Source organism: Pseudomonas bubulae, from assembly GCF_037023725.1.
GTDB classification, from domain to species: Bacteria; Pseudomonadota; Gammaproteobacteria; order Pseudomonadales; family Pseudomonadaceae; genus Aquipseudomonas; species Aquipseudomonas bubulae.
Genome location: NZ_CP146077.1, coordinates 1,491,138 through 1,516,531, shown reverse-complemented (window position 1 = coordinate 1,516,531; position 25,394 = coordinate 1,491,138). Strand labels below are relative to the sequence as shown.

The 25,394-nt window shown below is 57.8% G+C and carries 20 protein-coding genes; 9 read left to right on the top strand and 11 right to left on the bottom strand.

All coding sequences use genetic code 11. From position 1 onward, the window contains the following. The first annotated feature begins 110 nt into the window (after positions 1–110). Together V6L81_RS07020 and V6L81_RS07015 are read left to right on the top strand one after the other, a co-directional pair. Complete coding sequence (locus V6L81_RS07020; protein WP_094999352.1) at positions 111–452, top strand: zinc ribbon domain-containing protein YjdM; 342 nt, start codon at positions 111–113, stop codon at positions 450–452. 190 nt (positions 453–642) lie between these two features. Further along, positions 643–915, top strand: coding sequence for a hypothetical protein (locus tag V6L81_RS07015; protein ID WP_094999353.1), 273 nt, complete (start codon positions 643–645; stop codon positions 913–915). Positions 916–977: 62 nt separating this feature from the next. Here V6L81_RS07015 and V6L81_RS07010 read toward each other — a convergent pair whose 3' ends face one another. Together V6L81_RS07010 and V6L81_RS07005 are read right to left on the bottom strand one after the other, a co-directional pair. Next, on the bottom strand, positions 978–1,595 hold the full coding sequence (locus tag V6L81_RS07010) for an FKBP-type peptidyl-prolyl cis-trans isomerase (RefSeq protein ID WP_016779413.1): 618 nt from the start codon (positions 1,593–1,595) through the stop codon (positions 978–980). A gap of 124 nt (positions 1,596–1,719) precedes the next feature. Further along, a complete protein-coding gene (locus V6L81_RS07005; protein WP_016779412.1) occupies positions 1,720–2,208 on the bottom strand; it encodes a TIGR00645 family protein in 489 nt (162 codons plus the stop codon). Positions 2,209–2,350: 142 nt separating this feature from the next. On the opposite strand from V6L81_RS07005, the gene V6L81_RS07000 reads away from it, so the two are divergent. After that, entirely contained in the window at positions 2,351–4,183 is a 1,833-nt protein-coding gene (locus V6L81_RS07000; RefSeq protein ID WP_095024964.1) for a hypothetical protein, read from the top strand. Between the two features lie 8 nt (positions 4,184–4,191). Here V6L81_RS07000 and V6L81_RS06995 read toward each other — a convergent pair whose 3' ends face one another. Then, positions 4,192–4,503 (bottom strand): hypothetical protein, encoded by a 312-nt coding sequence (locus V6L81_RS06995; protein ID WP_094999355.1) that lies wholly within the window; start codon positions 4,501–4,503, stop codon positions 4,192–4,194. Positions 4,504–4,761: 258 nt separating this feature from the next. Next, positions 4,762–7,200 (bottom strand): Lon protease family protein, encoded by a 2,439-nt coding sequence (locus V6L81_RS06990; protein WP_094999356.1) that lies wholly within the window; start codon positions 7,198–7,200, stop codon positions 4,762–4,764. A 273-nt stretch (positions 7,201–7,473) separates the two neighbouring features. On the opposite strand from V6L81_RS06990, the gene V6L81_RS06985 reads away from it, so the two are divergent. From V6L81_RS06985 to V6L81_RS06975, 3 genes are all read left to right on the top strand, one after another. Beyond that, on the top strand, positions 7,474–7,962 hold the full coding sequence (locus V6L81_RS06985; RefSeq protein WP_029611228.1) for a DUF3015 domain-containing protein: 489 nt from the start codon (positions 7,474–7,476) through the stop codon (positions 7,960–7,962). A gap of 79 nt (positions 7,963–8,041) precedes the next feature. Then, positions 8,042–9,895, top strand: a complete 1,854-nt coding sequence (locus V6L81_RS06980) for a DUF4105 domain-containing protein (RefSeq protein ID WP_094999357.1) — start codon at positions 8,042–8,044, stop codon at positions 9,893–9,895. A gap of 14 nt (positions 9,896–9,909) precedes the next feature. Further along, positions 9,910–10,203 (top strand): chorismate mutase, encoded by a 294-nt coding sequence (locus V6L81_RS06975; RefSeq protein WP_095021253.1) that lies wholly within the window; start codon positions 9,910–9,912, stop codon positions 10,201–10,203. A gap of 46 nt (positions 10,204–10,249) precedes the next feature. On the opposite strand, the gene gdhA is transcribed toward V6L81_RS06975, so the two are convergent. Continuing rightward, positions 10,250–11,587: an NADP-specific glutamate dehydrogenase gene (gdhA, locus tag V6L81_RS06970; RefSeq protein ID WP_094999359.1), complete on the bottom strand. Its 1,338-nt coding sequence runs from the start codon at positions 11,585–11,587 to the stop codon at positions 10,250–10,252. 282 nt (positions 11,588–11,869) lie between these two features. After that, on the bottom strand, positions 11,870–13,537 hold the full coding sequence (gene ettA, locus V6L81_RS06965; RefSeq protein WP_094999360.1) for an energy-dependent translational throttle protein EttA: 1,668 nt from the start codon (positions 13,535–13,537) through the stop codon (positions 11,870–11,872). Positions 13,538–13,793: 256 nt separating this feature from the next. On the opposite strand from ettA, the gene V6L81_RS06960 reads away from it, so the two are divergent. From V6L81_RS06960 to V6L81_RS06950, 3 genes are all read left to right on the top strand, one after another. Beyond that, complete coding sequence (locus V6L81_RS06960) at positions 13,794–17,657, top strand: EAL domain-containing protein (RefSeq protein WP_338660578.1); 3,864 nt, start codon at positions 13,794–13,796, stop codon at positions 17,655–17,657. 98 nt (positions 17,658–17,755) lie between these two features. Next, the gene (glyA, locus tag V6L81_RS06955) at positions 17,756–19,009 is read left to right on the top strand and encodes a serine hydroxymethyltransferase (protein WP_088378929.1); all 1,254 of its coding nucleotides are present in this window, start codon (positions 17,756–17,758) and stop codon (positions 19,007–19,009) included. A 142-nt stretch (positions 19,010–19,151) separates the two neighbouring features. Next, on the top strand, positions 19,152–19,706 hold the full coding sequence (locus V6L81_RS06950) for a hypothetical protein (protein WP_095018384.1): 555 nt from the start codon (positions 19,152–19,154) through the stop codon (positions 19,704–19,706). Between the two features lie 100 nt (positions 19,707–19,806). Here the strand turns inward: V6L81_RS06950 and yjiA are convergent, their stop codons facing one another. The 5 genes from yjiA to V6L81_RS06925 all read right to left on the bottom strand — a co-directional run bounded on the left by yjiA (position 19,807) and on the right by V6L81_RS06925 (position 25,360). Next, on the bottom strand, positions 19,807–20,775 hold the full coding sequence (gene yjiA / locus V6L81_RS06945; protein ID WP_094999362.1) for a GTPase: 969 nt from the start codon (positions 20,773–20,775) through the stop codon (positions 19,807–19,809). Between the two features lie 146 nt (positions 20,776–20,921). Further along, positions 20,922–21,119: a YbdD/YjiX family protein gene (locus V6L81_RS06940; protein ID WP_007937254.1), complete on the bottom strand. Its 198-nt coding sequence runs from the start codon at positions 21,117–21,119 to the stop codon at positions 20,922–20,924. Between the two features lie 15 nt (positions 21,120–21,134). Continuing rightward, on the bottom strand, positions 21,135–23,201 hold the full coding sequence (locus tag V6L81_RS06935) for a carbon starvation CstA family protein (protein ID WP_094999363.1): 2,067 nt from the start codon (positions 23,199–23,201) through the stop codon (positions 21,135–21,137). Positions 23,202–23,416: 215 nt separating this feature from the next. Beyond that, entirely contained in the window at positions 23,417–24,784 is a 1,368-nt protein-coding gene (gene radA, locus V6L81_RS06930) for a DNA repair protein RadA (protein ID WP_083369766.1), read from the bottom strand. Positions 24,785–24,829: 45 nt separating this feature from the next. Beyond that, positions 24,830–25,360, bottom strand: coding sequence for an ankyrin repeat domain-containing protein (locus V6L81_RS06925; RefSeq protein WP_095021252.1), 531 nt, complete (start codon positions 25,358–25,360; stop codon positions 24,830–24,832). Positions 25,361–25,394 lie beyond the last annotated feature (34 nt).

Below are 25,394 nucleotides of genomic sequence, written 5' to 3'. Positions count from 1 at the left end.
GCGGGCAAGCCCGCTCCCACAGGGTCAATCTGCCCCGCCATTACCCGCCTCGCACTAAAACCCTATACAATACGTGCCTTTTAGCCATCCTGACTCTTAAGGAGCTTTGAGTGAGCACGTTGCCACCCTGCCCAAAATGCAATTCCGAATACACCTACGAAGACGGCGCCCAGCTGATCTGCCCGGAATGCGCCCACGAGTGGTCTGCCAGTGGCGACGCTGAAACAGCCGATGACGTGAAAGTCTACAAAGACTCCGCAGGCACCGTACTGACCGACGGTGACACCATCACCGTGATCAAGGACCTGAAAATCAAGGGTACTTCCCTGGTGGTTAAAGTGGGCACCAAGGTCAAGAATATCCGCCTGTGCGACGGCGACCATGATATCGACTGCAAGATCGATGGCATTGGCCCGATGAAACTCAAATCCGAGTTCGTACGCAAGGTCTGATTCTGCTGCATGCCTTCCTGTGCCCTGCGCAGGAAGGTGCTACACCCTCCCCCGCCCAGCAACATCAAAAAGCCAGCAACCTTGATCCCCAGCAGTTCTAACGCAGAAAGATCAGAAATCCGCCAATAGGCACTTGCTATTAATTGAATAAGAATTATTCTCATTGGTATTCATCAAGGAGATGACGACCATGACTTATTTAATTGATGCCTGGCTGGACCGTCCACACCCTTATCTGCGAATCCTGCATCGGGAAACCGGGGAAGTCTGTGCGGTACTGGAAGAAGAAGCACTAAGCGAGCTACAGGATCAGGGCGACCTGGATTTCAACGGCCTCAATTCCAGCGAGCCGGTGGTGCTCAAGGAGTTGGTGCGCAATCTGTTTCTGTTCTGCTATGCCCGGGCATTGCGCCCTTGCGGCACGACTGACACTCACCCGCACCACGCCAAGATACAGATATGACGGCACCGGTGTAGCTGCGGGTTTGCCAGCAAACCCGCAGCCAACGTTAAAACGCGGGGTTCTTACAGAACGTCCAGCAGCTCTACGTCGAATACCAGCACGCTGTGCGGAGCAATGCTGCCAACGCCCTGGGCGCCGTAGGCCAGTTCGCTCGGCACGTAGATGCGCCATTTGCTACCGGCGTTCATCAGTTGCAGGGCTTCAGTCCAGCCAGCGATCACGCCGCCAACCGGGAATTCAGCCGGCTGACCACGATCGTAGGAGCTGTCGAACACAGTGCCATCAATCAGGGTGCCGTGGTAGTGAACACGTACGGTGTCTTCACGGGATGGCTTGGCGCCTTCACCCGCGGTTACCACTTCAAATTGCAGGCCGGAAGCCAGGGTGGTGATACCGTCTTTCTTGGCATTTTCAGCCAGGAAAGCCTTGCCTTCGCCCGCAGCAGCTTCTGCCTTGGCAGCGGCTTCAGCTTGCATGATCTCGCGGATCACCTTGAAGCTAGCCGACATTTCTTCCTGGCCTACACGGCTTTCCTTGCCTGCGTAGGCGTCAGTCAGACCAGCCAGGATTGCATCCAGGCTGATGCCAGGTGGCGGGTTGTCGCGCAACTGGTCGCCCAACTGGCGGCCAATGCCGTAGCTGACGCGGGTTTCGTCGGTCGACAGATTTACTTCGGACATAACACTGCTCCGCTGTGGAGGGGCCGGAAAGAAGCCGCGTCAACCGCGACCCCGAACACCCTGAACCAAAAAAGGGCCAGCAGACTACCACAGCCCCCAAAGCCTTCGCAGCCCGGGGTTGGCTTCAGTGTTTGGTCAGCTTGTCCAGATAGCCCATTGCAAACGCCGACACCACAAAGGTCATGTGAATAATCACGTACCACATCAGGTACTCGGTCTCGATATTGCGCGCGTCCATAAACACCCGCAGCAGGTGGATCGACGAAATGGCCACAATCGATGCCGCGACTTTCATCTTCAGCGAGGTGGAGTCCATGGTGCCCAACCAGCTGAGCTTCTCCTTGTGCTCGTCGATATCCAGTTGCGAAACAAAGTTCTCATAACCGGAAATCATCACCATGACCAGCAAACCGCCTACCAGCGCCATGTCGATCAGCGACAGAATGACCAGGATCAAGTCAGACTCAGTTAGCGCAAACACGTTGGGGATTACGTGAAACACTTCCTGAAAGAACTTCAATGCCAAAGCCAGCAGGCCCAGTGAGAGCCCGAAGTAAATAGGCGCCAAAATCCAGCGCGAGGCGTACATTGCGTTTTCGATAAAGCGTTCCATTGAATCTCACAGGCTATTACAAAATGGGCGCGAGTATATCAGTGCGAAAAGCACTGTGTTAAAGGCTTGGAAACAGCCTGTAAAAACATTTTCTGCTAGTGTCCACCCTCTCAGCATTGTTTACGGACAGGAAAACCGAACCATGGATCTGCGATTCCCCCTGGCTTGTTTTGGGCTTTCGATGGCTTTGCTCGCTGTCGGCGGCTGCTCTCCTGACGACGAACATCAGCAGGCCAGCCTTGAGGAACGCAGCGCAGCGTTCGAACAGAGCCTGGACGGGATCAAGGATCAGCAGCTCAAGGATGCTGTGGCCGACCTCGGCGGCTCCTTGTTGTTGCTCGAACGGGCACGCCTCAAGCTGCAAGACAAGCCGATAGAAACCGAATACGGTGCCGACGACCTGGCGGTGCTCAAGCACTACCCGAGCAGCCAGGCGCTTACCGATACCTATATCAACGGTTTGTTTGTACTGCGCAAAAATACAAGTTCCGATTACCTGACGGACCTGGAGCCGGTCTTCCCGTTCCCGCTTAACAGTGCATCCGAGTTCCCGTTCCCCCATGCGCTGGAATGGCAGTCGGTAACCCTGAGCAACAAGCAAGAGGTGCCTTTTGCGCCGGAATGGTCCGAGAGCGATCCCGGCATCCAGCTGAGCCCCTCCAGCGCCAACCTGAGCAACCCTGACGACCTGACCGTCACTTACCCCTATATCGACGGGGTTGAAACCGCCAACACCCAACAACCTCAACCCCTGACACTGCACGGCAAAGTCGAAGTCATCGCGCCGGGCAAAGTGGTCAATTTCAACCTCACTGCCAAGGACGTGGGTAAAACCAGCACCCACGGCACGATCAGCGTAACCCTGCTGGCACTGGGCAAGAACTTTGCCGAAGTGGATATCGTCAACAGCGCTGCACTGGCCGAACAAGTGCGTGACACCCCGCTCAATCCGCTGATCATCCAGGCCCGCGACCGTACCGGGCAGTTCCTGACACGCTCAGGCTCAATCAACGAAAACGCCGAACAACTGGCGTTTTATCAGCAGCAATTGGCCGAAATGCTCAAGCAAACTGCCTGGAGTGACGCTTTCGAGCAACAACTGGATAACGAGCAAAAGGCCTTCGATCAGCAGCACCCGCATCACTACAGCAAGGTGTACTTCAACGGTACAGTGGAAAATGTCGACATCAACGTGCTCGATTTCTCCACCGCCAATGTCACCCGCAAGTCCCTCGACCTGCCTGTGCGTACACTGGACAAAAACGTGCTGGGCAAAGACATACAGCCCCTGCCGCTCAACGTCGTGGTGTATGACGATCAGGCCGCCAACTATTTGAAAGACGCCACGCTGGCACCCGAGCAACTGGAAAAAAGCGTGGTGATCAGCCAGTCAGTGGACGATGCCAGTGCCGCGTCCCTTGAGTTCAGCCACCCTGCCACTTTCAACGGTGAAATGCTCGGTACGCTCCCGGACACGTCTGACGCGCCGGTGACCTTTTTTGCTGAAGACGACAACGGTAATCGCAGCGAGCCACTGGAACTGCCCGCCGAAGCCTTCGATGTCGACCCGCATGCAGGCGTTATCACCTACGACCTCAACCTGTTCCCCGAAACGCCAGCCTATGCGGTGGGCTCAATCCCCCTGTTTATTGCCGACATCGACAAGCAAGAGCTGGATATCACCCGCCTGCCCAAAGGCCTTGAACTCAAGGGCAATGCCCTGATCGTTGATCAAAAAGTGTTCCCGGCCGAGGCCTGGCGCTTTTATGCCAAGGACGACACGGGTAATTATCTGAAGGAAGTGGCCGCAGTCAGCCATAGCAGCGAACCCGATGGGGCGGCCGTATTTGACGTGCACTACTTTTATGGCCAGCCGACCCGACTGGAAAGCTATGCCCGCACCGCGCTGAACCCTGTCGAGTACGGATTTGAAGTCAAACTCGACAAAGCCCCTGAAGCCAGCACGCCACAATAAAACGCTGCCTAGCCGTGGCAACGCCCGCCATTGATCTGCCGCAACTGGGCCTGCACATGCAGGCACCAGATCTGCGGGTCGTTGGCGAGTTCATAGCCATGCAGGGTCAGGCTTTCAACGATTGATTCAAGAATGGTTTCGGCCACGAACGGCCCGGGAAACGGGCCCTGCGCCTTGATCGTTGAGGGTTGTTCGCCTGCCAGGCCGGCGGCGAAGAGCAGTGTCCACATCCCGTTGTTGCCTGCCAGCGGTCGAATGCTGCATTCAATACGGGTCACCAGGCCCAAGCATTGGCGAGTAAGGCAAAGGTTGCGCGACATGACGGCGACCCTCGGTAGAGTCTGTCTTCAGCCGCAGACTACGGGCTGCATCGATCCGGTGACGACAGTGGTGTCCATGACCTGAGAATAGAAGAAAATTTGCGTATGAAAAGTCAACAATGACCAACGGCTTTGTCGATTGGCATCGCAGATTTGTGGGAGCGGGCTGGCCCGCGATTGGATTGCCGCGGTGTAACCATTCCTCCGCGTCGTTCGCATCGCGAGCAAGCCCGCTCCCACAGGTTTCGCTTTAAGGGATCAGGCCGGTTTTTTCGCTGCCAGGGCTTCCGCCAGCAACTCCTTTTCGGCTTCCTTGAGGTCGTCGTCGTTGATCATTTCAGCAATCACCCGCAACCGCTCGACTACCCGGGCATTGACGCTGCCTTCCGGGAATTGTCCCTCTGCATCCGGCTCTCCCGCAGGCTCACCCACCAGCAAACTCAGGGCCTCATCGGCCTGACGCACGGCATAGACGTGGAACTTGCCATCACGCACTGCCTGCAGCACCTTCTCGTCCAGCATCAGGGTAGCCACGTTGGCCTGCGGAATGATCGCGCCCTGCTCGCCTGTCAGCCCGCGTGCTTCGCAGAGTCGGAAGAAGCCTTCGATTTTCTCGTTGACCCCACCCACGGCCTGCACTTCGCCGAACTGGTTGATCGAGCCGGTAATGGCAAAACACTGCTTGAGCGGGGTTTTTGACAGTGCCGAAATCAGCGTACAGGCCTCCCCCAGCGACGCACTGTCGCCATCGACATAACCGTAGGACTGCTCCAGCGCGATGCTGGCCGAAATCGCCAGCGGGAACTCCTGGGCATAACGGCTGCCCAGGTATCCGGTCAGAATCATCACGCCCTTGGAGTGGATAGGCTGCCCCAGGTTAACTTCGCGCTCGATATCGACAATACCGCTGCCGCCCGGATACACCGTGGCGGAAATCCGCGCAGGCACACCAAAGGCCGAGTCGCCGACTTCCAGCACCGTCAGGCCGTTGCACTTGCCCACGGCCGCGCCATCGGTATCGATCAGGATGATCCCCGCCAGCATGTCATCCAGGATACGCGCCGAGACTCGTCCGGTACGGGTGGCCTTGGCCTTGAGCGCACGCTCGATATGACCCGCATCGGTCATTTCATCGCCCGCCAGGTGACGGATGAAGTCCGCTTCGCTGACCAGTTGGAACAGATCGCCAATACGCGCCGACAAACGTCCCTGGTGCTCGGCCAGACGCGCGCTGTAGGTCGCCAGCCGCGCCACCGCACCGGCGGTCAGCGGTGCCATGCCTTCTTCCGAAGTGCGTGTAGTGAGCAACTGGGCAAACTGCTCAAGGCTCTCATCAACCATCGGGATATCTTCGTCGAAGTCCACCAGAACCCTGAACATTTCCTGGAAGTCCGGATCCAGGTCCTGCAGCGTGTAATACAGCTGGCGGGCACCGATGATGATGACCTTGACCTGCAGGGGGATGACCTGCGGGTTGAGCGTCACGGTGGCCAGGCGCCCCATTTCACCCAGCGGCGACTCCATCTTCAGCTTGCGTGATTGCAGGGCACGCTTGAGAGCATCCCAGACAAAAGGCTCGCTGAGCATTTTCTCGGCTTCAAGAATCAAAAAGCCGCCATTGGCACGGTGCAAGGCGCCCGGACGCAACTGCCGATAAGTGGTGTAGAGCGCGCCCTGGTCGGTGCTGTATTCGATACGGCCAAACAGGTTGTCGTAGGTCGGGTGCGGCTCGAACACTACCGGCGCACCGCCGCTTAGCGGCTGCCCTACCACCAGGCTCGGCAGGTACTGCTCTTCAAGCAGCTTGCGCGCCTGGGCGTCGGTCTTGCTGTCGTCAACCAGTTGCTCGACCACGGTTTTCAGCAAGTAAACCTGCATCGCCTGCAGATAACCGCAAACCGCGGCATTTTCGGCGTATTTTTGCGACAACGGCGACAGCAACGGCTGCAGGGCCAGGGTGATGGTTTCTTCGTTCAGTTGGCGCAGCTGATTGTTCGACTCACGCTTCCACTGCGGCAGACTGGCCAGCTCTTCGTTCAGTCGCTCCTCCAGCTCGGAAATATCTTCATGGAAGCGTTCACGATCAGCCTCAGGCAATTGCGAAAACTCGGCCTCATCCAGCGCCTTGCCATCACTCATCGGCGTAAATGCCACGTTGCTGCTGTCGCGATAGAGCGCCACGCCTTTTTCCAGGGCCAGACGCTCGATCACATCCAGCGCACGGTCGTAACGCTGATTGAAGCCGCGGTCGATCGCGCTTTTGCGTTGTTGATACGTCGGGTGTTCAAACACTGCCGGGAAGGTCGCCAGCAGGTTGTCGATCAAGTGATTGATATCGCCAATAAAGGCACCAGCGCTACTGGACGGCAGCTCCAGGGCTCGCGGCTCACGGGGCTCATCGAAGTTGTTGACGTAGACCCAGTCGCTCGGCGACTTCAGGCGCTTGCCCTCGGCCTTGAGGTAGCGTTTGACGAACGAGAAACGACCGGTTCCCGGCTCGCCCATGACAAAAACGTTGTAACCCGGACGTGGCATGGCCACGCCGAACTGCAAGGCCTCGACCGCACGTTCCTGGCCGAGAATGCCGCGAAAAGGCTCCAGATCATTGGTGTTCGAGAAGCTGAACTGTTCAGCAGAAAAAGGACGGGTTAGCGCATCAGGCGCTAGACGCAAGCTGGTGGCAACAGAATCAGGCATCGGGCTTCCTTACATCGGGCGGGGCAGATGGCAGCATTCTGGCGCTGGCTGTACATCACTGGCAAGGCGAACAACACGGGAAAGCACGCCCCCCAATGTTTAGGGGCCAAAAATGTGCAGCAACAGCGATTGTTTTACAAAAAGCCACGGAACCCCCCGATCGTGCCTAGACTCCAAGCTGTTACGCGGCTGGACGGTATAACCGGCCCGTACTGGCGCTTCAGGGCCAGAAACCCTTGTCCATTGGTTGCATACCTATAGAGAACAAAGCTTATGAAACGGATTCTTCTTGGTACTCTCTTTACAGTTGTTTCCCTCAACGCCATGGCCCAGGCACCGGGCGGCCCTAACTGCGGTTGGGGCAACATGCTGTTTGAAGGCCAGCGCGGCACTCCTGCCCACTTCCTGGCATCCACCACAAACGGCACGTCCGGCAACGCCACCTTCGGCATGACCTCCGGCACCAACGGCTGTACCACCAAGGACGCCCTGACTTACGGCGGCAAATCGTGGATTGCCATGAATGGCATGATGAACGAGCTGTCCGAAGACATGGCCAAAGGCAATGGCGAAGCACTGACCACCTACGCGGTGGTACTGGGCGTCGCCCCTGAAGACCGCGAGCATTTCGCCGCCGTCACCCACGAGCACTTCCAGCAAATCTTCAGCAAAGCCGATGTCACGGCTGAAGACGTACACAGCAATACTCTGGCCATCCTCAAGGGCGATGCACGCCTGGCCAAATACGCCACCGCGGCGTAAGTAAATGAGACCCGCCCGCTCCTCTCGGAGCGGGTATTCTCCTGCTTCACTTCTCTTCGTCTGACAACAGTTGCCGAACATGCTCAAACGCCTTGCCTATCTGGCGCTCTGTGCCTGCGCCCCGCTGTATGCCGCACCCCATATCGACGATCAACGTGTGCAGCAGTTGGCCAACGACCCTTTCTGGATTTCGCTGGGGCACTACGAAGCCGGCAAGCTGAGCGGCTGGCGAAGCTATGTCAGCGACGACAAATTCTTTCTCGCCGCCGAGGGTGCCCATCACCCTGATGCCGAACTGCGTGCCACGGTTGAGGCGTTGTATGCGCCCTTGAGCCTGGGCGACAAACACCCGCAGTGCGTGTACCCGGCCCGTACCCGCTGGCTCAAGGCCCAACTGAATCTGACCGATCTGCCCAAGGCCGAATGCGCAGAGTTCAGCCAATGGTTCAAGGACGTGGCACCCCACAGCACGGTGATGATTTTCCCGGCGGCCTACCTCAACAGCCCGTCCTCCATGTTCGGCCATACCCTGTTACGCATCGACCAGGCCGATGTGCAGGACAACAAGACCGCCCTGCTCAGCTACGCGATCAACTTCGGTGCCTATATCGAAGGTTCCGACAACAGCATCCTGTACGCCTGGAAGGGCTTGGCCGGTGGCTATCCGGGCCTGTTCGCCCTGGTGCCCTATCAAGAGAAACTCTCGGAGTACCGGAGCCTTGAAAACCGCGACCTGTGGGAATACCGCCTTAATCTGACACCCGAAGAAACCCAACGCATGGTTGAACATGTGTGGGAACTCAAACAGATCCAGTTCGACTATTTCTTCTTCGACGAAAACTGCTCCTACCGCCTGCTGGAGCTGCTGCAAGTGGCCCGCCCGGGCCTGCAACTGACCACCCAGTTTCCGCTGACCGCGATCCCCACCGACACCGTGAAAGCGGTCAAGGAAGCCGGACTGGTTGAAAGTATCGAGTACCGCCCGTCCCGCGAACGGGAGCTGCTGGACCGGGCCAAGGCCCTCGATCCAGAAGAGCAGCAATGGGTATTGCAGGTCAGCGCCGATCAGGCCCAATTGCAAACCCCGGCCTTCAAGGCGCTGCCCAAAGCGCGCCAGGCGTTGATTATCGACGCGGCTTACCGGCTTGAGCGGTACCGGGCCAATGGCCTTGAGCGCGATCCTGCACGCTCGCAGCGCAGTTTCGAACTGCTACGGGCGATCAATCAGAACCCCGCGCCAGAACTGCAAGTCGACAAACCCGAACTGCCTGAAAACGGCCACGAGTCGCGCACCTGGCAGCTGGGCGCCGGTAGCCGTGACGACAAGGCCTTTGCCGAATATGGCCTGCGCATGGCTTACCACGACCTCAACGACAACGCACCGGGCTTTCCCCTGGGCGCGCAGATTGAAATTCTGCAACTGAAACTGCGCCAGTACGAAGGCAACAAGTGGCAAGTGCAACAACTGGACCTGGCCAATATCCGCTCCCTGACCCCGCGCAATGACCTGCTGCAACCCTGGTCATGGCAAGTGGGCGGCGGGCTGGAACGGGTACTCGGCAAACATGGCGACGAAAACCTGGTCAGTCATGTCAATGGCGGTGCAGGCGGCACCTGGCAATTGGCGGACAATATGCTCGGTTTCGCTCTCGGTACGGTACGCATCGAGCACAACAACGACTTCGCGGCGTTTGTGTCACCGGCAGCGGGCTTCAATACCGGGCTTCTTTGGCGTAACCCGGTGGGCAACCTGAGCCTGGAAGCCAAGGGCGACTACTTCACCAACGGTGAAGTCCGTCGTAGCCTGAGCCTTAATCAGCAATGGGAAGTTTCGCGAAATCTTGGTCTGCGCCTGAGCGCACAGCGTGAGTTCAGCAAACTGACCACCCCTATCAACGAAGTGATGCTGGAGCTGAAGTGGTATCACTACTAAGGAGTTTTCAAGACATGGTTGTTAATTGTGATTCCCTCGAGCAGGTGCGCGAGAAAATCGACGGGCTGGATCACCAGATTGTCGGCCTGATCGCCGAGCGCGGGGCTTACGTATCGCAGGCGGCGCGGTTTAAAAAAGACAGCGATGCGGTCAGGGCGCCGCAGCGGGTTGAGCAGGTGATTGGCAAGGTGCGGACGTTGGCCGATGAGCTGGGCGCCAACCCGGACGTCACTGAAAGCGTCTACCGCGCCATGATCGCGGCCTTTATCGAACAGGAACTGGCTGAACACAAGACGCTTGCAAAATAGACAGCCCCAATGTGGGAGCGGGCTTGCCCGCTCCCACAGGATGGGGTTACACCACGCCCTGCGCCAGCATTGCGTCGGCAACTTTGACGAAACCGGCAATGTTCGCGCCTTTTACGTAGTTGATCCGCCCGTTTTCCTCGCCGTAGTGCACGCAAGCGTGGTGGATCGACTGCATGATGTTGTGCAACTTGCTGTCCACTTCGCCGGCCGTCCACAGCAGACGCATGGCGTTTTGCGACATTTCCAGCCCGCTCACCGCCACGCCACCGGCGTTGGATGCCTTGCCCGGTGCAAACAAAATACCGGCTTCGATAAACAGATCGACCGCTTCCAGGGTGGTCGGCATGTTCGCACCTTCAGCCACGCACACGCAGCCATTGGCCAGCAACGTACGGGCCGCTTCAGCGTCCAGTTCATTCTGGGTAGCGCATGGCAGCGCGATATCACACGCCAGGCTCCACGGGTGCTGCCCTGCCAGGAATTCAACCCCGAACTGCCCCGCCAACTCGCTGATACGGCCGCGCTTGACGTTTTTCAGTTCCATGAGCGCTTCCCACTGCTCTTCGCTCAAACCGGCTTCGCAATACAGCGTGCCTTCGGAATCCGACAGCGAAATAACCTTGCCGCCCAGGTCCATGACCTTGCGCGCGGCGTATTGCGCCACGTTACCCGAGCCCGAAATCGCCACGCGCTTGCCGTCGATGCGCTGACCGCTGCGCTTGAGCATTTCCTGGGCGAAGTACACACAACCAAAGCCAGTAGCTTCAGGACGGATCAGGCTGCCACCGTAGCTCATGCCTTTGCCGGTCAACACGGAGGTGAACTGGTTGCTCAGGCGCTTGTACTGACCAAACATAAAGCCGATTTCGCGGGCGCCGACACCGATGTCGCCTGCTGGCACATCAACATCCGAACCGATATGGCGATACAGCTCGCTCATAAAGGCCTGGCAGAAACGCATGACTTCGGCGTCGCTCTTGCCCTTGGGGTTGAAGTCCGAACCGCCCTTGCCGCCGCCCATGGGCAAGGAGGTCAGGGAGTTCTTGAAGGTTTGCTCAAAGGCCAGAAACTTGAGGACGCCCAGATTCACCGACGGATGAAAACGCAGACCGCCCTTGTACGGACCAATGGCGCTGTTCATCTGGATACGGAAGCCGCGGTTAACCCGCACTTTGCCTTCGTCATCTACCCACGAAACGCGGAACACGATCGCACGCTCTGGTTCGCAAATGCGCTCAAGAATCCCTGAAGTCAGATAATGCGGATTGGCTTCAAGAAACGGCCACAGACTGCGAAGGACCTCTTCCACTGCCTGGTGGAATTCTGGTTGGTCCGGGTCACGTTTTTTCAGGCGGGCAAGGAACTGGTCGACGGATTCGATCATGGTAAGTCTCGGCAAATTTATTGTCGTTAAACGGAGATTGACCGGAACTTTATCAATTCATGTGGCACCGCGACAGCGCAAAATGTCGCAGTTATGAATTTAAATGGTGCATTTATATAAATAGCACCGATTTATCGGGCTTTTGCGCACCAAAAAAATACTTCTTGTACCCAGTTTCGCACCAACTTATAAACGCCAAAATCCCATTGTGGGAGCGGGCAAGGTTTGTGATGCGCAAAAAAAACGGCGCCCGAAGGCGCCGTTCTGTGATGCAAACCGCCCTTACTGGGCCAGTTTTTTGTGACGCACACGGTGCGGCAGGGTAGCCGCTTCGCCGAGGCGCTTTTTACGGTCAGCTTCGTACTCGGTGTAGTTACCTTCGAAGAAGATCGCCTGCGAGTCGTCTTCGTACGCCAGGATGTGAGTCGCGACGCGGTCAAGGAACCACCGATCGTGAGAGATCACAATGGCGGCGCCAGGGAAGTCCAGCAGTGCTTCTTCAAGCGAACGCAATGTCTCAACGTCAAGGTCGTTGGACGGTTCGTCGAGCAGCAGCACGTTGGCGCCCTCTTTCAAGGTCAGGGCCAGGTGCAGACGACCACGCTCACCACCGGACAGATCCTTGACGAACTTCTGCTGATCGCCACCTTTGAAGTTGAAACGACCTACATAGGTACGCGACGGGATTTCATAGTTACCAATACGGATCACATCGGAACCGTCAGAAATCGCCTGGAACACCGTCTTGCTGCCATCCAGGTCGTCACGGCTCTGGTCAACGCACGCCAGTTGCACGGTTTCACCGATTTCGATGCTGCCCGAATCCGGCTGTTCCTTGCCCATCAGCATGCGGAACAGGGTCGATTTACCGGCACCGTTACCACCGATCACGCCAACAATGGCGCCTTTGGGCATGGCGAACGACAGGTTGTCGATCAGCACGCGATCGCCGTAACCCTTGGAGACGTTCTTGAACTCGATAACCTTGTCACCCAGGCGCGGACCGGCCGGGATGTAGATTTCGTTGGTTTCGCTGCGCTTCTGGAATTCCTGCGACTGCAGTTCTTCGAAACGTTGCAGACGGGCCTTGGACTTGGACTGACGCGCCTTGGCACCTTTGCGAACCCATTCCAGCTCGTCTTTCATGGCCTTTTCATGGGCCGACTGCTGCTTGGATTCCTGGGCCAGACGATCGGACTTGGCTTCCAGCCAGCCCGAATAGTTGCCCTCGTAAGGAATGCCCGCACCGCGGTCAAGCTCCAGAATCCAGCCCGCTACGTTATCCAGGAAGTAACGGTCGTGCGTAATCGCAACCACGGTACCCGGGAAGTCGTGCAGGAAGTGCTCCAGCCAGGCGACCGAATCGGCATCCAGGTGGTTGGTCGGTTCATCGAGCAGCAGCATGTCCGGGGCCGACAGCAGCAGGCGACAAAGGGCAACACGGCGCTTCTCACCACCCGACAGGTGCTCTACCTTGGCATCCCAGGCCGGCAGGCGCAGCGCATCGGCTGCAACTTCCAGCTGGCGCTCAAGGTTGTGCCCGTCGCTTGCTTGCAGGATCGCTTCGAGCTTGGCCTGTTCTGCGGCCAGCTTGTCGAAGTCGGCATCAGGGTCGGCATATTCGGCATACACTTGATCAAGACGCGCCTGAGCGTCCTTGATCACGCTAACGGCTTCTTCAACCACTTCGCGTACGGTTTTGCTCGGATCCAGCTGCGGTTCCTGCGGCAGGTAACCGATGTTCAGGTCCGGCATCGGACGGGCTTCGCCGTCGAACTCGGTGTCAACGCCTGCCATGATTTTCAACAGGGTGGATTTACCCGAACCGTTCAAGCCGAGTACGCCGATTTTGGCCCCCGGGAAAAACGACAGGGAGATGTTTTTCAGGATTTCCCGCTTCGGCGGAACAACTTTGCTCAGCCGATGCATGGTGAAAACGTATTGAGCCATGGATAACCTAGGGTCAGTGACGGGTGAATAAGGCGCGAGCAATGCCCGGATCAGGCCATAGCAGAAAGTCAGGGACTGATCGAGATCAATGCCTGCTCGCAGAAAAAGCACAAATGTAGACCCCAGAATCTACCTGAATGCGTGATGCAGGGCAAACCAGCGCAGACCAGAGGACTGGCACTTTGCCACAACCCAAGGCATGCTTGGCGCCTTTAGGGGGCCTCGCGCCATTGCCGCCAAATCGCAGGATCACAAGTTGCCCAATGTCACCCCGCCCACTCGTGTCAAAGCGTCCAGCCAATTACTCGGGACACCTGTGCGCGGAACGTTGAAAAGTGCATTGGCGACCCTGGTTTTACTGCTGCTGGCGATGCTGTTCTGGCTGTTGGTCGAGCAGTTTCAGGAAACCCTGCAGCAAGAGCGCCAGACCAGCATCAACTACAGCGCCGACCTGGCCGACCATATCGGCCTGAGCATGGCCTTGCGGGCCGAAACCGCGCTCAATCTGCTGCCCGTAGACAAGTCGCCAAGAAACCAGCGCCAGCAACAGGCGCTGGTCAAGCAACTGGGCCAGTCCTTGCCATCCCTGCAAAGCCTGGCCCTGCTCAGTCCAGCCGGCGAAGTGTTGCTCGACAGTACCGGGACCAGCCCCGACGCTGCGTATCTGGCCGACTGGGTCAAACGCAGCCCGTCGCGCAACCGCACTGAAGGTTACTACTTCAGCAACAACAGTGATGCCAGCATCATCTACCTGTTGCTGCGCCAGCCCAGCGGCGCCATCGACGGCTACTGGCTGCTGCGCATGAGCCCGGACCTGCTGCAAAACCTCACGCATCAGAACGCCAACAGCAGCAACCGGCCGCAGTGGCTGGTGGAAAACAGCCAGACCCGCAAGGTACTCAGCCGCGCGGATAAAAACGTCTCGCCCCCCTCGGCCCTGAGCCAGCGCGATGAAGACGACACCGTACTGCTGGCAGCTATCAGCCACAGCGACTGGCAACTGCGCGGGCTGTTCAATGACCGTCAGGCAATCGAGCAGCTACTGCCCGGACTGATCGGCAAATGCCTGCTCGGCTTGGTGTTTTCGTTGCTGCCCATTATGGCGCTGTTGAACATGCGCCGCCGCCAGCGCCAGTTGCATGAAGGCCGCCGGCGTTACCACGATATTTTTGAAGGCACCGGGGTCGCCCTCTGCGTGCTCGACCTGTCCAGCCTGCCAGGGTTTCTTGAGCGCGAAAAACTCCATGACACTGATGTCCTCAAGCATTGGCTCAGCGATCATCCGGAACATCGTCGCCAGTTATTCGAGCAACTGCGCATCACCGAAGTCAACCAGGTAGCCATGCAACTGCTGGAGGTCGATTCAGGAGAAGGTGCCTGGCACAAGCTGATCAACGGCTGCCCGCTGAGCAGTTCAGCCATTGGCTATCAGGTCGTCGAGGCCGTGCTCGACCAGCAGCAACAGCTTGAGCTGGAAATAAAACTGACCGATGCCAGCGGTCGCGACCAGCACTTATGGCTGGTGCTGCGTCTGCCTGTGGATCAGCAGGACTACCATGCAGTCATTTTGAGCATCAGTGATATCACCAGCCGCAAGTTGATCGAACTGTCCCTGCAAGAGCGCGAAAGCTTCTGGTCCGATGTGGTGCGAACCGTTCCCGACCATCTATATGTACAAAATGTAATCAGCCAGCGGATCATTTTCAGCAACCATCACCTTGGCCAGACCCTGGGCTATAGCGCTGTTGAACTGCAGGAAATGGGCGCTTACTTCTGGGAGTTGCTGTTGCACCCTGAAGACGCCGAGCGCTATCACCAGTTGCGCAAAGAGCAGCAGGAAAACGGCTACAAGCAACTGATGCAATGCCAACTGCGGTTTCGCCATCAGCAGGGCACCTGGCGGCGCTTTGACATCCGTGAGCAAGCCTTTGCCCGTCATACCGGTGATCAAGTCTCGCGAATTGTAGGGGTGGCCAAGGACATCACCGACCAGATCGAAGCCAGCGAGTCATTGCGCGACAGCGAGCAACGCTACCGGATGCTGGCCGAAAGCATCAGCGACGTGATTTTCTCCACTGACAGCTCGCTGCGCATGAACTACCTCAGCCCCTCCATACAGACTGTACTGGGCTATGACGCACAATGGGTATTCGACAATGGCTGGCAGTCTATTATTGCCACGCCGCAACAGCTGGAGGGTATCTACAACCTGATCGAGCGTATCCGTGGCGCACTGCACAAGCCCCAGCAACTGTCGGCTTTGCGTGCCCAGGTACAAACCCAGCTGTTTCTGTTCGACTGCCTGCGCGCTGACGGGCACAAGGTGCCCATCGAACTGCGCCTGGTGCTGGTATGGGATGAAGACGACGGTTTTGAAGGCATTCTGGGTGTTGGTCGCGACATGAGCCAGCAACGCCGTGCCGAAAAAGACCTGCGCATGGCCGCCACGGTTTTTGAACACTCCACCTCGGCCATCCTTATTACCGACCCTGCAGGCTATATCGTGCAAGCCAACGAGGCTTTCAGCCGGGTCAGCGGTTACGCCGTCGCACAAGTCCTCGACCAGCTACCAAGCATGCTCACTGTCGATGACCAACAACGCGCACACCTCGCCTATGTGCTCAAGCAACTGCATTTGCACGGCACATGGGAGGGTGAAGTCTGGCTCAAGCGCCTGAACGGCGAACACTACCCGGCCTGGGTCGGCATCACGGCAGTGCTCGATGATGAAGGCGATCTGGCCAGCTATGTGTGCTTCTTCAGTGATATCAGCGAGCGCAAGGCCAGCGAACAGCGAATCCACCGCCTGGCCTACTACGACGCCCTGACTCACCTGCCCAATCGCACCCTGTTCCAGGACCGTCTGCACACCGCGCTGCAACAGGCCGAGCGCAACAAGTCGTGGGTGGTGCTGATGTTTCTTGACCTCGACCGCTTCAAACCGATCAACGACTCCCTGGGCCACGCAGCCGGCGACCGCATGCTCAAGGACATGGCCATCCGCCTGCTTGCCTGTGTGGGTGACGACGATACTGTGGCGCGCATGGGCGGTGACGAGTTCACCCTGCTTCTGCAGCCTCGCACCACCCGTCAGAAGGCCTTGAACCGCGCTATCAATGTGGCCGAACAGATCCTCGCCAGTCTGGTAAAGCCCTTTGTACTCGAAAGCCGCGAGTTCTTTGTAACCGCCAGTATTGGTATTGCCTTGAGCCCGCAAGACGGCAACGAACTCAGCCAGTTGATGAAAAACGCCGATACCGCGATGTATCACGCCAAGGAGCGCGGCAAAAATAACTTCCAGTTCTACCAGGCAGACATGAACGCCAGCGCTCTTGAGCGCCTTGAACTGGAAAGCGACCTGCGTCATGCCCTGGAGCAGCAGGAATTCATTCTTTATTACCAGCCGCAGTTCAGCGGCGACGGCAAACGTCTGACCGGCGTTGAGGCACTGTTGCGCTGGAATCACTCAAGGCGCGGGCTGGTGCCACCCGGCGACTTTATCCCGGTACTCGAAGAACTGGGGCTGGTGGTCGAAGTCGGCGACTGGGTGCTGGCCGAGGCCTGTCGCCAGCTCAAGCTCTGGCATCAGGCCAAGGTTCGCGTACCCAAAGTCTCGGTCAACATATCGGCGCGCCAGTTCTCCGACGGCCAGTTGGGTACGCGCATTGCCAATATCCTCAAGGAAACCGGCCTGTCCCCGGCCTGCCTGGAGCTTGAGCTGACCGAAAGCATCCTCATGCGCGAGGTCAGCGAAGCGCTGCATATCCTGGCCAGCCTGAAAAACCTCGGCCTGAGCATTGCCGTGGACGACTTTGGCACCGGTTATTCGTCGCTCAACTACCTCAAGCAATTCCCCATCGACGTACTGAAAATCGACCGTACCTTTGTCGACGGCCTGCCCTCCGGCGAGCAGGACGCGCAAATCGCCAGGGCCATTATCGCCATGGCCCACAGCCTGAACCTTGCGGTAATCGCCGAAGGTGTAGAGACCCACGAGCAGCTGGATTTCTTGCGTGAACACGGTTGCGACGAAGTGCAAGGCTATCTGTTCGGGCGACCGATGCCGGCGGGCCAATTGGTGGAGCAACTGCAAGCGGCAAGCGCGGATCTACAAGCTTGAAGCTCATAGTTGCTCACCGTGAATCGCATTCATATGCCAGATAAAACCCATTGAGTTAGAATGCCCTCCTTTTCTGCCCCCGATCCTTGAGGACCGCCATGTTCAGCCGTGATTTGACACTTGCCAAGTTCGACGCCGACCTTTTTGCCGCCATGGAGCAAGAAGCTCAGCGCCAGGAAGAACATATTGAGCTGATCGCTTCGGAAAACTACACCAGCCCAGCGGTGATGGAAGCTCAAGGCTCGGTTCTGACCAACAAATACGCCGAAGGCTACCCTGGCAAGCGCTACTACGGCGGCTGCGAATACGTAGACGTGGTAGAGCAACTGGCTATCGACCGTGCAAAAGAACTGTTCGGCGCCGATTACGCCAACGTTCAACCGCACGCCGGTTCCCAGGCCAACAGCGCCGTTTACCTGGCCCTGCTGTCGGCTGGCGACACCATCCTGGGCATGAGCCTGGCTCACGGCGGTCACCTGACCCACGGTGCCAGCGTTTCGTCTTCGGGCAAGCTGTACAACGCCATCCAGTACGGCATCGACGCCAATGGCCTGATCGACTACGACGAAGTTGAGCGTCTGGCCGTTGAGCACAAGCCAAAAATGATCGTGGCTGGCTTCTCTGCCTACTCGCAGGTTCTGGACTTCCCACGTTTCCGCGCTATCGCGGACAAGGTTGGCGCCTACCTGTTCGTGGACATGGCACACGTAGCCGGTCTGGTGGCTGCTGGCGTTTACCCGAACCCGGTTCCATTCGCTGACGTAGTGACCACCACTACCCACAAGACCCTGCGCGGTCCACGTGGTGGCCTGATCCTGGCCAAGGCCAACGCCGACATCGAGAAAAAGCTGAACTCGGCTGTTTTCCCGGGTTCGCAAGGCGGCCCGCTGGAGCACGTTATCGCGGCCAAGGCCGTGTGCTTCAAAGAAGCTCTGCAACCAGAGTTCAAGGCTTACCAGCAACAAGTGGTAAAAAACGCTCAGGCCATGGCTTCGGTATTTATCGAGCGCGGTTTTGACGTGGTTTCGGGCGGTACTGAAAACCACCTGTTCCTGCTGTCGCTGATCAAGCAGGAAATCTCCGGTAAAGACGCCGACGCTGCTCTGGGCAAAGCCTTTATCACCGTAAACAAAAACTCCGTACCAAACGATCCACGCTCCCCGTTCGTCACTTCGGGTCTGCGTTTCGGTACTCCAGCTGTCACCACTCGCGGCTTCAAAGTTGAAGAGTGCCGTGAGCTGGCTGGCTGGATCTGCGACATCCTGGCAGATATCAACAACGAAGCCGTTATCGACGCCGTTCGCGAGAAAGTCAAAGCCATCTGCGCCAAGCTGCCGGTATACGGCAACTGATCGCAAATAGCTGAATAAAAAGCCCGGCTTTCAAGCCGGGCTTTTTATTGCATCTGTTATTTTGAAACACTTGGCCGCTCCCCCCGAACAATAACAGCCTAGTCTGAATTTATGCATTCTTATCAACTGCAGAGTTCAGACAATGACTAACGATTCGCAACACTCCTTTATCGCCACCTTGCATATACCGAACCATAACCTTCATCTTTTAGGGGCTCTTCATGGCCAGTCGGTCATAGTAACTGACTTGCTGGGCAGTGGCGGTGTCTTCTCCGGCAAACCACAGTTGAGGGACGACTCCGCAGCCTTGGGCATTCAAGCCCACGCCACAGGCGGGATCAAGGCTACGCTCAAGCTTTATTTCCGGCATACCGCCAAGGGCTATGAAATACATATCAAACACCCTGGCCAGTATGACCGGCACCGGCTGGCCATGAACCATATGGATATACTCTATGCGAGAAGTCCGACACTAAAGCATCCACTTGCCTTCACACTACTCGATCAAAACAACCGAACAGTGACAGAGAGGAACTTGAGTGAACCCCATACCCTCATCACACTTAAAACCCATAACAACAAGTATATCGGCGTAAGAAAAGCCAAGGGCTCACCTCATTACTATCTTGGCGAAACAGCCGAACATAAAAAAATGGTATTTCTTTTAAATATTATTGAAAGAAATGTGTCCTATTGATTTTACAACCGTGAAGTTGTGCGAAATAGCTGTTATTGCAGTAAGACAAAAAAATCAAAAGCCCCTGACCCTCTCCCGGAGGGAGAGGGTCAGCTATCACTCAAACCCCAAGCCGGGCAAAACCCTCGCGAATCTTGGCCTCTGGCAAATCATCGGCAATAAACACCATCACACTTTCACGGGCTTCACCTTCGGCCCACTCGGTGTCCCAATCAAAGCCATACAACTTGAGCACCCCCTGAAACACCAGTCTGCGATCTTCACCGGCAATGCTCAGCACGCCTTTGTAGCGCAGCAATTGCTTGCCGTGCTCTTCCAGCAGCTCGTTCATGAAGGCGCTAAGGCTGTCGATATCCAGCGGCTTATCGGTGCGTAGCACCAGACTGGAGATACGGTCGATAGAGGCCGCAGGCTGTACCGGGCGCAAGCTCAGGCCACCCCCCAAGTCTGCGTTGAGGTTAAACCCGCGCACATCCAGTAATTCGGCCAGATCGATCTTGCCGTGCTCAACCACGCGGATCGGCGCCCGGCGGTTGATACGGGTCAAACGCTCGCTCAAGGCATCAAAGGTGGCGTCATCCACCAGATCGCGCTTGCTCACCAGTAAGCGGTCAGCAAAACCGATCTGCGCCTGGGCAATGGTCTGACTCAAATGCACATCGGCGTGGGCTGCATCCACCAGGGTAATAATGCCGTCCAGCAGATAACGCTCGCGCAGCTCTTCATCGATAAAAAAGGTTTGCGCCACCGGTGCCGGGTCGGCCAGGCCGGTGCACTCGATCACCAGGCGGTCGAAGGCAATTTCGCCATTGTCCAGACGCTCAAGCAGCAGGTACAGCGCCTTGGTCAGGTCGGTGTGGATGGTGCAGCACACACAGCCATTGGCCAGGGTCATGACTTGCACCGGCTCGTCCCCCAACAGTTGGGTGTCGATCCCGGCATCGCTGAATTCGTTTTCGATCACGGCGATTTTCAGGCCGTGTTCTGCCTTGAGCAAATAACGCAACAAGGTGGTTTTACCGGCCCCCAAGAAGCCGCTGAGAATGGTGACGGGGATTGGAGAGGTCATGCAGTGCCTCCTTAAACATAACGCCAAAACAAATGTGGGAGCGGCCTTGCTCGCGATTCAGGCGACACGGTGTCACTGACACACCGCGCCGCTCTTATCGCGAGCAAGCCCGCTCCCACAGTCAGATACAGCTCAGCCCTGACGGGTTAACAACACTTGGGCCCGCCCTTGCCGCCGTAACGCGCTTCCTGGCGTTCACGAAAGAACGCCTCGTAGCTCATCACCGGCTTGTCCGGGTGCTTGGTTTGCATATGCTCGACGTAGTTGTCGTAGTCGGGCATGCCGACCATCAGGCGTGCGGCCTGACCGAGGTATTTACCGAGGCGACTCAGGTCATTGAACATGGTTGCAACCCTCTATCAAGCATCTGGCATGGCTTGGTACGGCGACTCTTTATCCGTACGTTCTTTGCTGCCCCATGCAGCGACACCCACTTTGATCGCAAAGAACAGAATGCTGAACACCACGAACAGAAACAGCACGGTCAGACCGGCGTTGGTGTAGGCGTTGATGATCACATGTTGCATCTGGTCGATGTTTTTCGCCGGGGCAATCACCTGGCCGGCTTCCAGCGCAGTGCTGTATTTGTTGGCCAGGGACAGGAAGCCCACTGCCGGGTTGGCGTCGAACAGCTTGATAAAGCCTGCCACGGTGGTGCAGATCAGCAGCCAGACGGCTGGCAGCATGGTCACCCAAATGTAGCGCTGGCGCTTCATTTTGATCAGCACAACGGTTGCCAGCATCAGCGCGATACCCGCCAGCATCTGGTTGGAGATACCGAACAGCGGCCACAGGGTGTTGATGCCGCCCAGTGGATCGATCACGCCCTGATACAGCAGGTAGCCCCACATCGCCACACACAGGCCGGTGGCCAGCAAGTTGGCGCCCCAGGACTCGGTACGTTTGAGTGCAGGCACAAAGCTGCCCAGCAAGTCTTGCAGCATAAAGCGACCGGCACGGGTACCGGCGTCAACTGCGGTCAGGATAAACAGGGCTTCGAACAAAATGGCGAAGTGATACCAGAACGCCATAGTGTTTTCACCCGGCAACACGTTGTGCAGGATCTGCGCGATACCCACCGCCAGGGTCGGTGCACCGCCGGCACGTGCCAGGACGGTGGTTTCACCGATGTCCTTGGCCAGCGCGGTCAACGCATCCGGGGTAATGGCAAAGCCCCAGTTGGTGATGTTTTGCGCAACGGTAACCACGTCACCGCCGACAATCGCTGCCGGGCTGTTCATGGCGAAGTACACACCCGGCTCGATCACCGAAGCAGCAACCATCGCCATAATGGCCACGAAGGACTCCATCAGCATGCCGCCGTAACCGATATAACGGGCGTTGCTTTCGTTATCCAGCAGTTTTGGCGTAGTACCCGAAGAAATCAGCGCATGGAAGCCCGATACCGCACCGCAGGCAATGGTGATGAACAGGAACGGGAACAGGCCGCCTTTCCAGACCGGGCCGGTGCCGTCGGTGAACTGGGTCAGCGCGGGCATTTTCAGCTCGGGCATGGTGACCAGGATGCCGATGGCCAGCGCAACGATAGTGCCGATCTTGAGGAAGGTCGACAGATAGTCACGAGGTGCCAGTACCAGCCATACCGGCAGAACCGCCGCAACAAAGCCGTAGCCGATGAGCATCCAGGTGATTTGCGTACCGGTAAAGGTGAACACCGGCGCCCACTCGGGGCTCGCCGCAATCTGGCCCCCCAGCCAGATGGAGCCAAGTAGCAGCAGCACACCGACGATGGAGATTTCACCTATGCGGCCCGGGCGGATGTAGCGCATGTAAATGCCCATGAACATCGCGATCGGGATGGTCGCCATCACCGTGAACATGCCCCACGGGCTCTCGGCCAGGGCCTTGACCACGATCAGCGCCAGCACCGCGAGGATGATGATCATGATCAGGAAGCAGCCAAACAGCGCGATGGTGCCCGGGATCTTGCCCATTTCCTCACGCACCATATCGCCCAGGGAGCGACCGTTGCGGCGGGTGGACATGAACAGGACCATGAAGTCCTGCACCGCACCGGCCAGTACCACGCCGGCGATCAGCCAGAGTGTGCCCGGCAGGTAACCCATTTGCGCGGCCAATACCGGCCCGACCAGAGGGCCAGCGCCAGCAATGGCGGCAAAGTGGTGACCAAAGAGAATGTGTTTGTTGGTCGGCACATAGTCCAGACCGTCGTTGTTGAGCACCGCAGGTGTTGCGCGGCTGGAGTCCAGTTGCATCACCTTGGTGGCGATAAACAGGCTGTAATAACGGTAAGCAACCAGATAAATGGCAACAGCTGCCACAACAATCCACAAGGCGTTGATCGCCTCGCCCCGGCGCAATGCCACTACGCCAAGGGCGCAGGCTCCTACAATTGCCAGCACCAGCCACGGGATGTGGCGGAGCAGGCTATTTTTATTATTCATTTTTTTAATTCCGGCCAGTTGGACAAGAAAGACTGCACCCGGAGTTTAGCGCTACTGGCTTTAAAGACCAGCCCCCAACATTGGTCTAGAGCCTTCTTTTGCGGTTTTTTGGCAGGCGGTGCTGCACATTTTTTCCGTGCAACGCCGCTGTCTGTCCCAGGCTGTCAGCCCGATACCGCGCCCAACCCTTGCAGATTTTTTACACCTTTGAACGCTTATTCGAACAACGCATCCAACGCCTGTTCCAGACGGGTAACGCCAATGACTTTCAGCCCCGGCGGCGACTCCTTGGGCGCATTGCCCTTGGGCACGATGGCGCGCTTGAAACCGTGCTTGGCCGCTTCCTTGAGCCGCTCCTGGCCGCTTGGCACAGGGCGCACCTCACCCGACAGGCCGACTTCACCGAACACCAGCAGATCATGGGGCAACGGACGATTACGCAGGCTGGACATCACGGCGGCCATGAGCGCCAGGTCCGATGCGGTTTCCAGCACCTTGACCCCGCCCACCACGTTCAGGAAAACATCCTGATCGTGGGTTGGAATACCGCCGTGTCGATGCAATACGGCCAATAACATGGCCAGACGATTCTGGTCCAGGCCCAGGGTCACCCGCCGCGGGTTGGACATATGGCTGTCGTCCACCAGCGCCTGCACCTCCACCAGCATCGGGCGAGTCCCTTCCCAGGTGGCCATCACCACACTGCCAGGGACTTCTTCCTGGGCGCGGGTAAGGAAAATTGCGGAAGGGTTGGAAACTTCCTTCAGGCCTTTGTCGGTCATACCGAATACGCCCAGCTCGTTGACCGCGCCAAAACGGTTTTTCACTGCCCGCAGCAAGCGCAGCCGCCCGTCGGATTCACCCTCGAAATACAGTACGGTATCCACCATATGCTCCAGCACCCGCGGCCCGGCCAATGCGCCTTCTTTGGTCACATGGCCCACCAGGAAAATCGCCGTGCCGCTGGACTTGGCATAACGCACCAGCAAGGCCGCACTTTCACGCACTTGCGACACGCCGCCGGGGGCCGATTGCAGTTGCTCGGTAAAGATGGTCTGAATCGAGTCGATGACCATGACCTTGGGCTTTTCCAGCTTGGCAGTGGCGATGATGCTTTCAATGCAGGTTTCGGTCATCACCTTGAGCTGATCCTGCGGCAGCCCCAGGCGCCGGGCGCGCATGGCCACTTGCTGCTGGGACTCCTCGCCAGTGACGTACAACGCAGGCATGCGTGTAGCCATCTGACACAAGGTTTGCAGCAGGATGGTGGATTTGCCGATCCCCGGATCGCCACCAATCAACACCACCGAGCCATCCACCAGACCGCCGCCAAGCACCCGATCCAGCTCGCCAGAAGCGGTGGAGAAGCGCGGCAGTTCCTCGATGCTGACTTCAGCCAGGGTCTTGAGCTGGGCCTGTTGTCCGGTCCAGCCGGTACGGCCGCTGGGCGGCGCCGCAGCCCCGCTTTCAACGATGGTTTCCACCAGGGTGTTCCAGACGCCGCACTCGCCGCACTGCCCGGCCCACTTGGGGAAAGTTGCGCCGCACTCGGTGCAGCCGTAAATGCGCTTGGGCTTGGCCATCTGAACTCCACGGAAAAACCGCGATGATAGCCCACTAGGCTTTGGTCAGCGCGCTACGGGCATGCGGATTTCGCCATTGGCCAGCCGAGCGGCACTGTTGCCCGATGCATCTACGGCATTCAGGTCAGCCCCTTTGCGGGATAAATCCTTGAGCAACTCGACCCGCTGGAACAGGCCTGCATACATGGCCGCCGTCTGCCCTGCACCATTGCGCTGATCAGGGTTGCAGTCGGCTGCCATCAGGCGGTGGGCAATCTTGAGTTCACCCTTGAAAATCGCCCCCATCAGGGCCGTGTTACCGCGTTTGTCCTGCACGCAGGCATTGGCGCCTGCCTTGAGCAAATGCTCCACCGCCTCGGGCTGGCCGTTATAGGCAGCCAGAATCAGCGCGGTATAGCCTTTGCTGTCTTGAATATCGAGGGTGTAGCCGGACTCGATAAAGGTATCGAGCATTGATACATCGCCACGACGGGCGGCATCAAAAAAGTAATCCTGAAGCTGGCCCCGGGTGTCGGCCCCATCGGCCAGGCTCAGGCCGCTGAAAAACAGCAAGACCAGGGAAATAAACGTTCGCATGCTTCTCTCCTGAATCAAAAGCCCTCACCCAGCC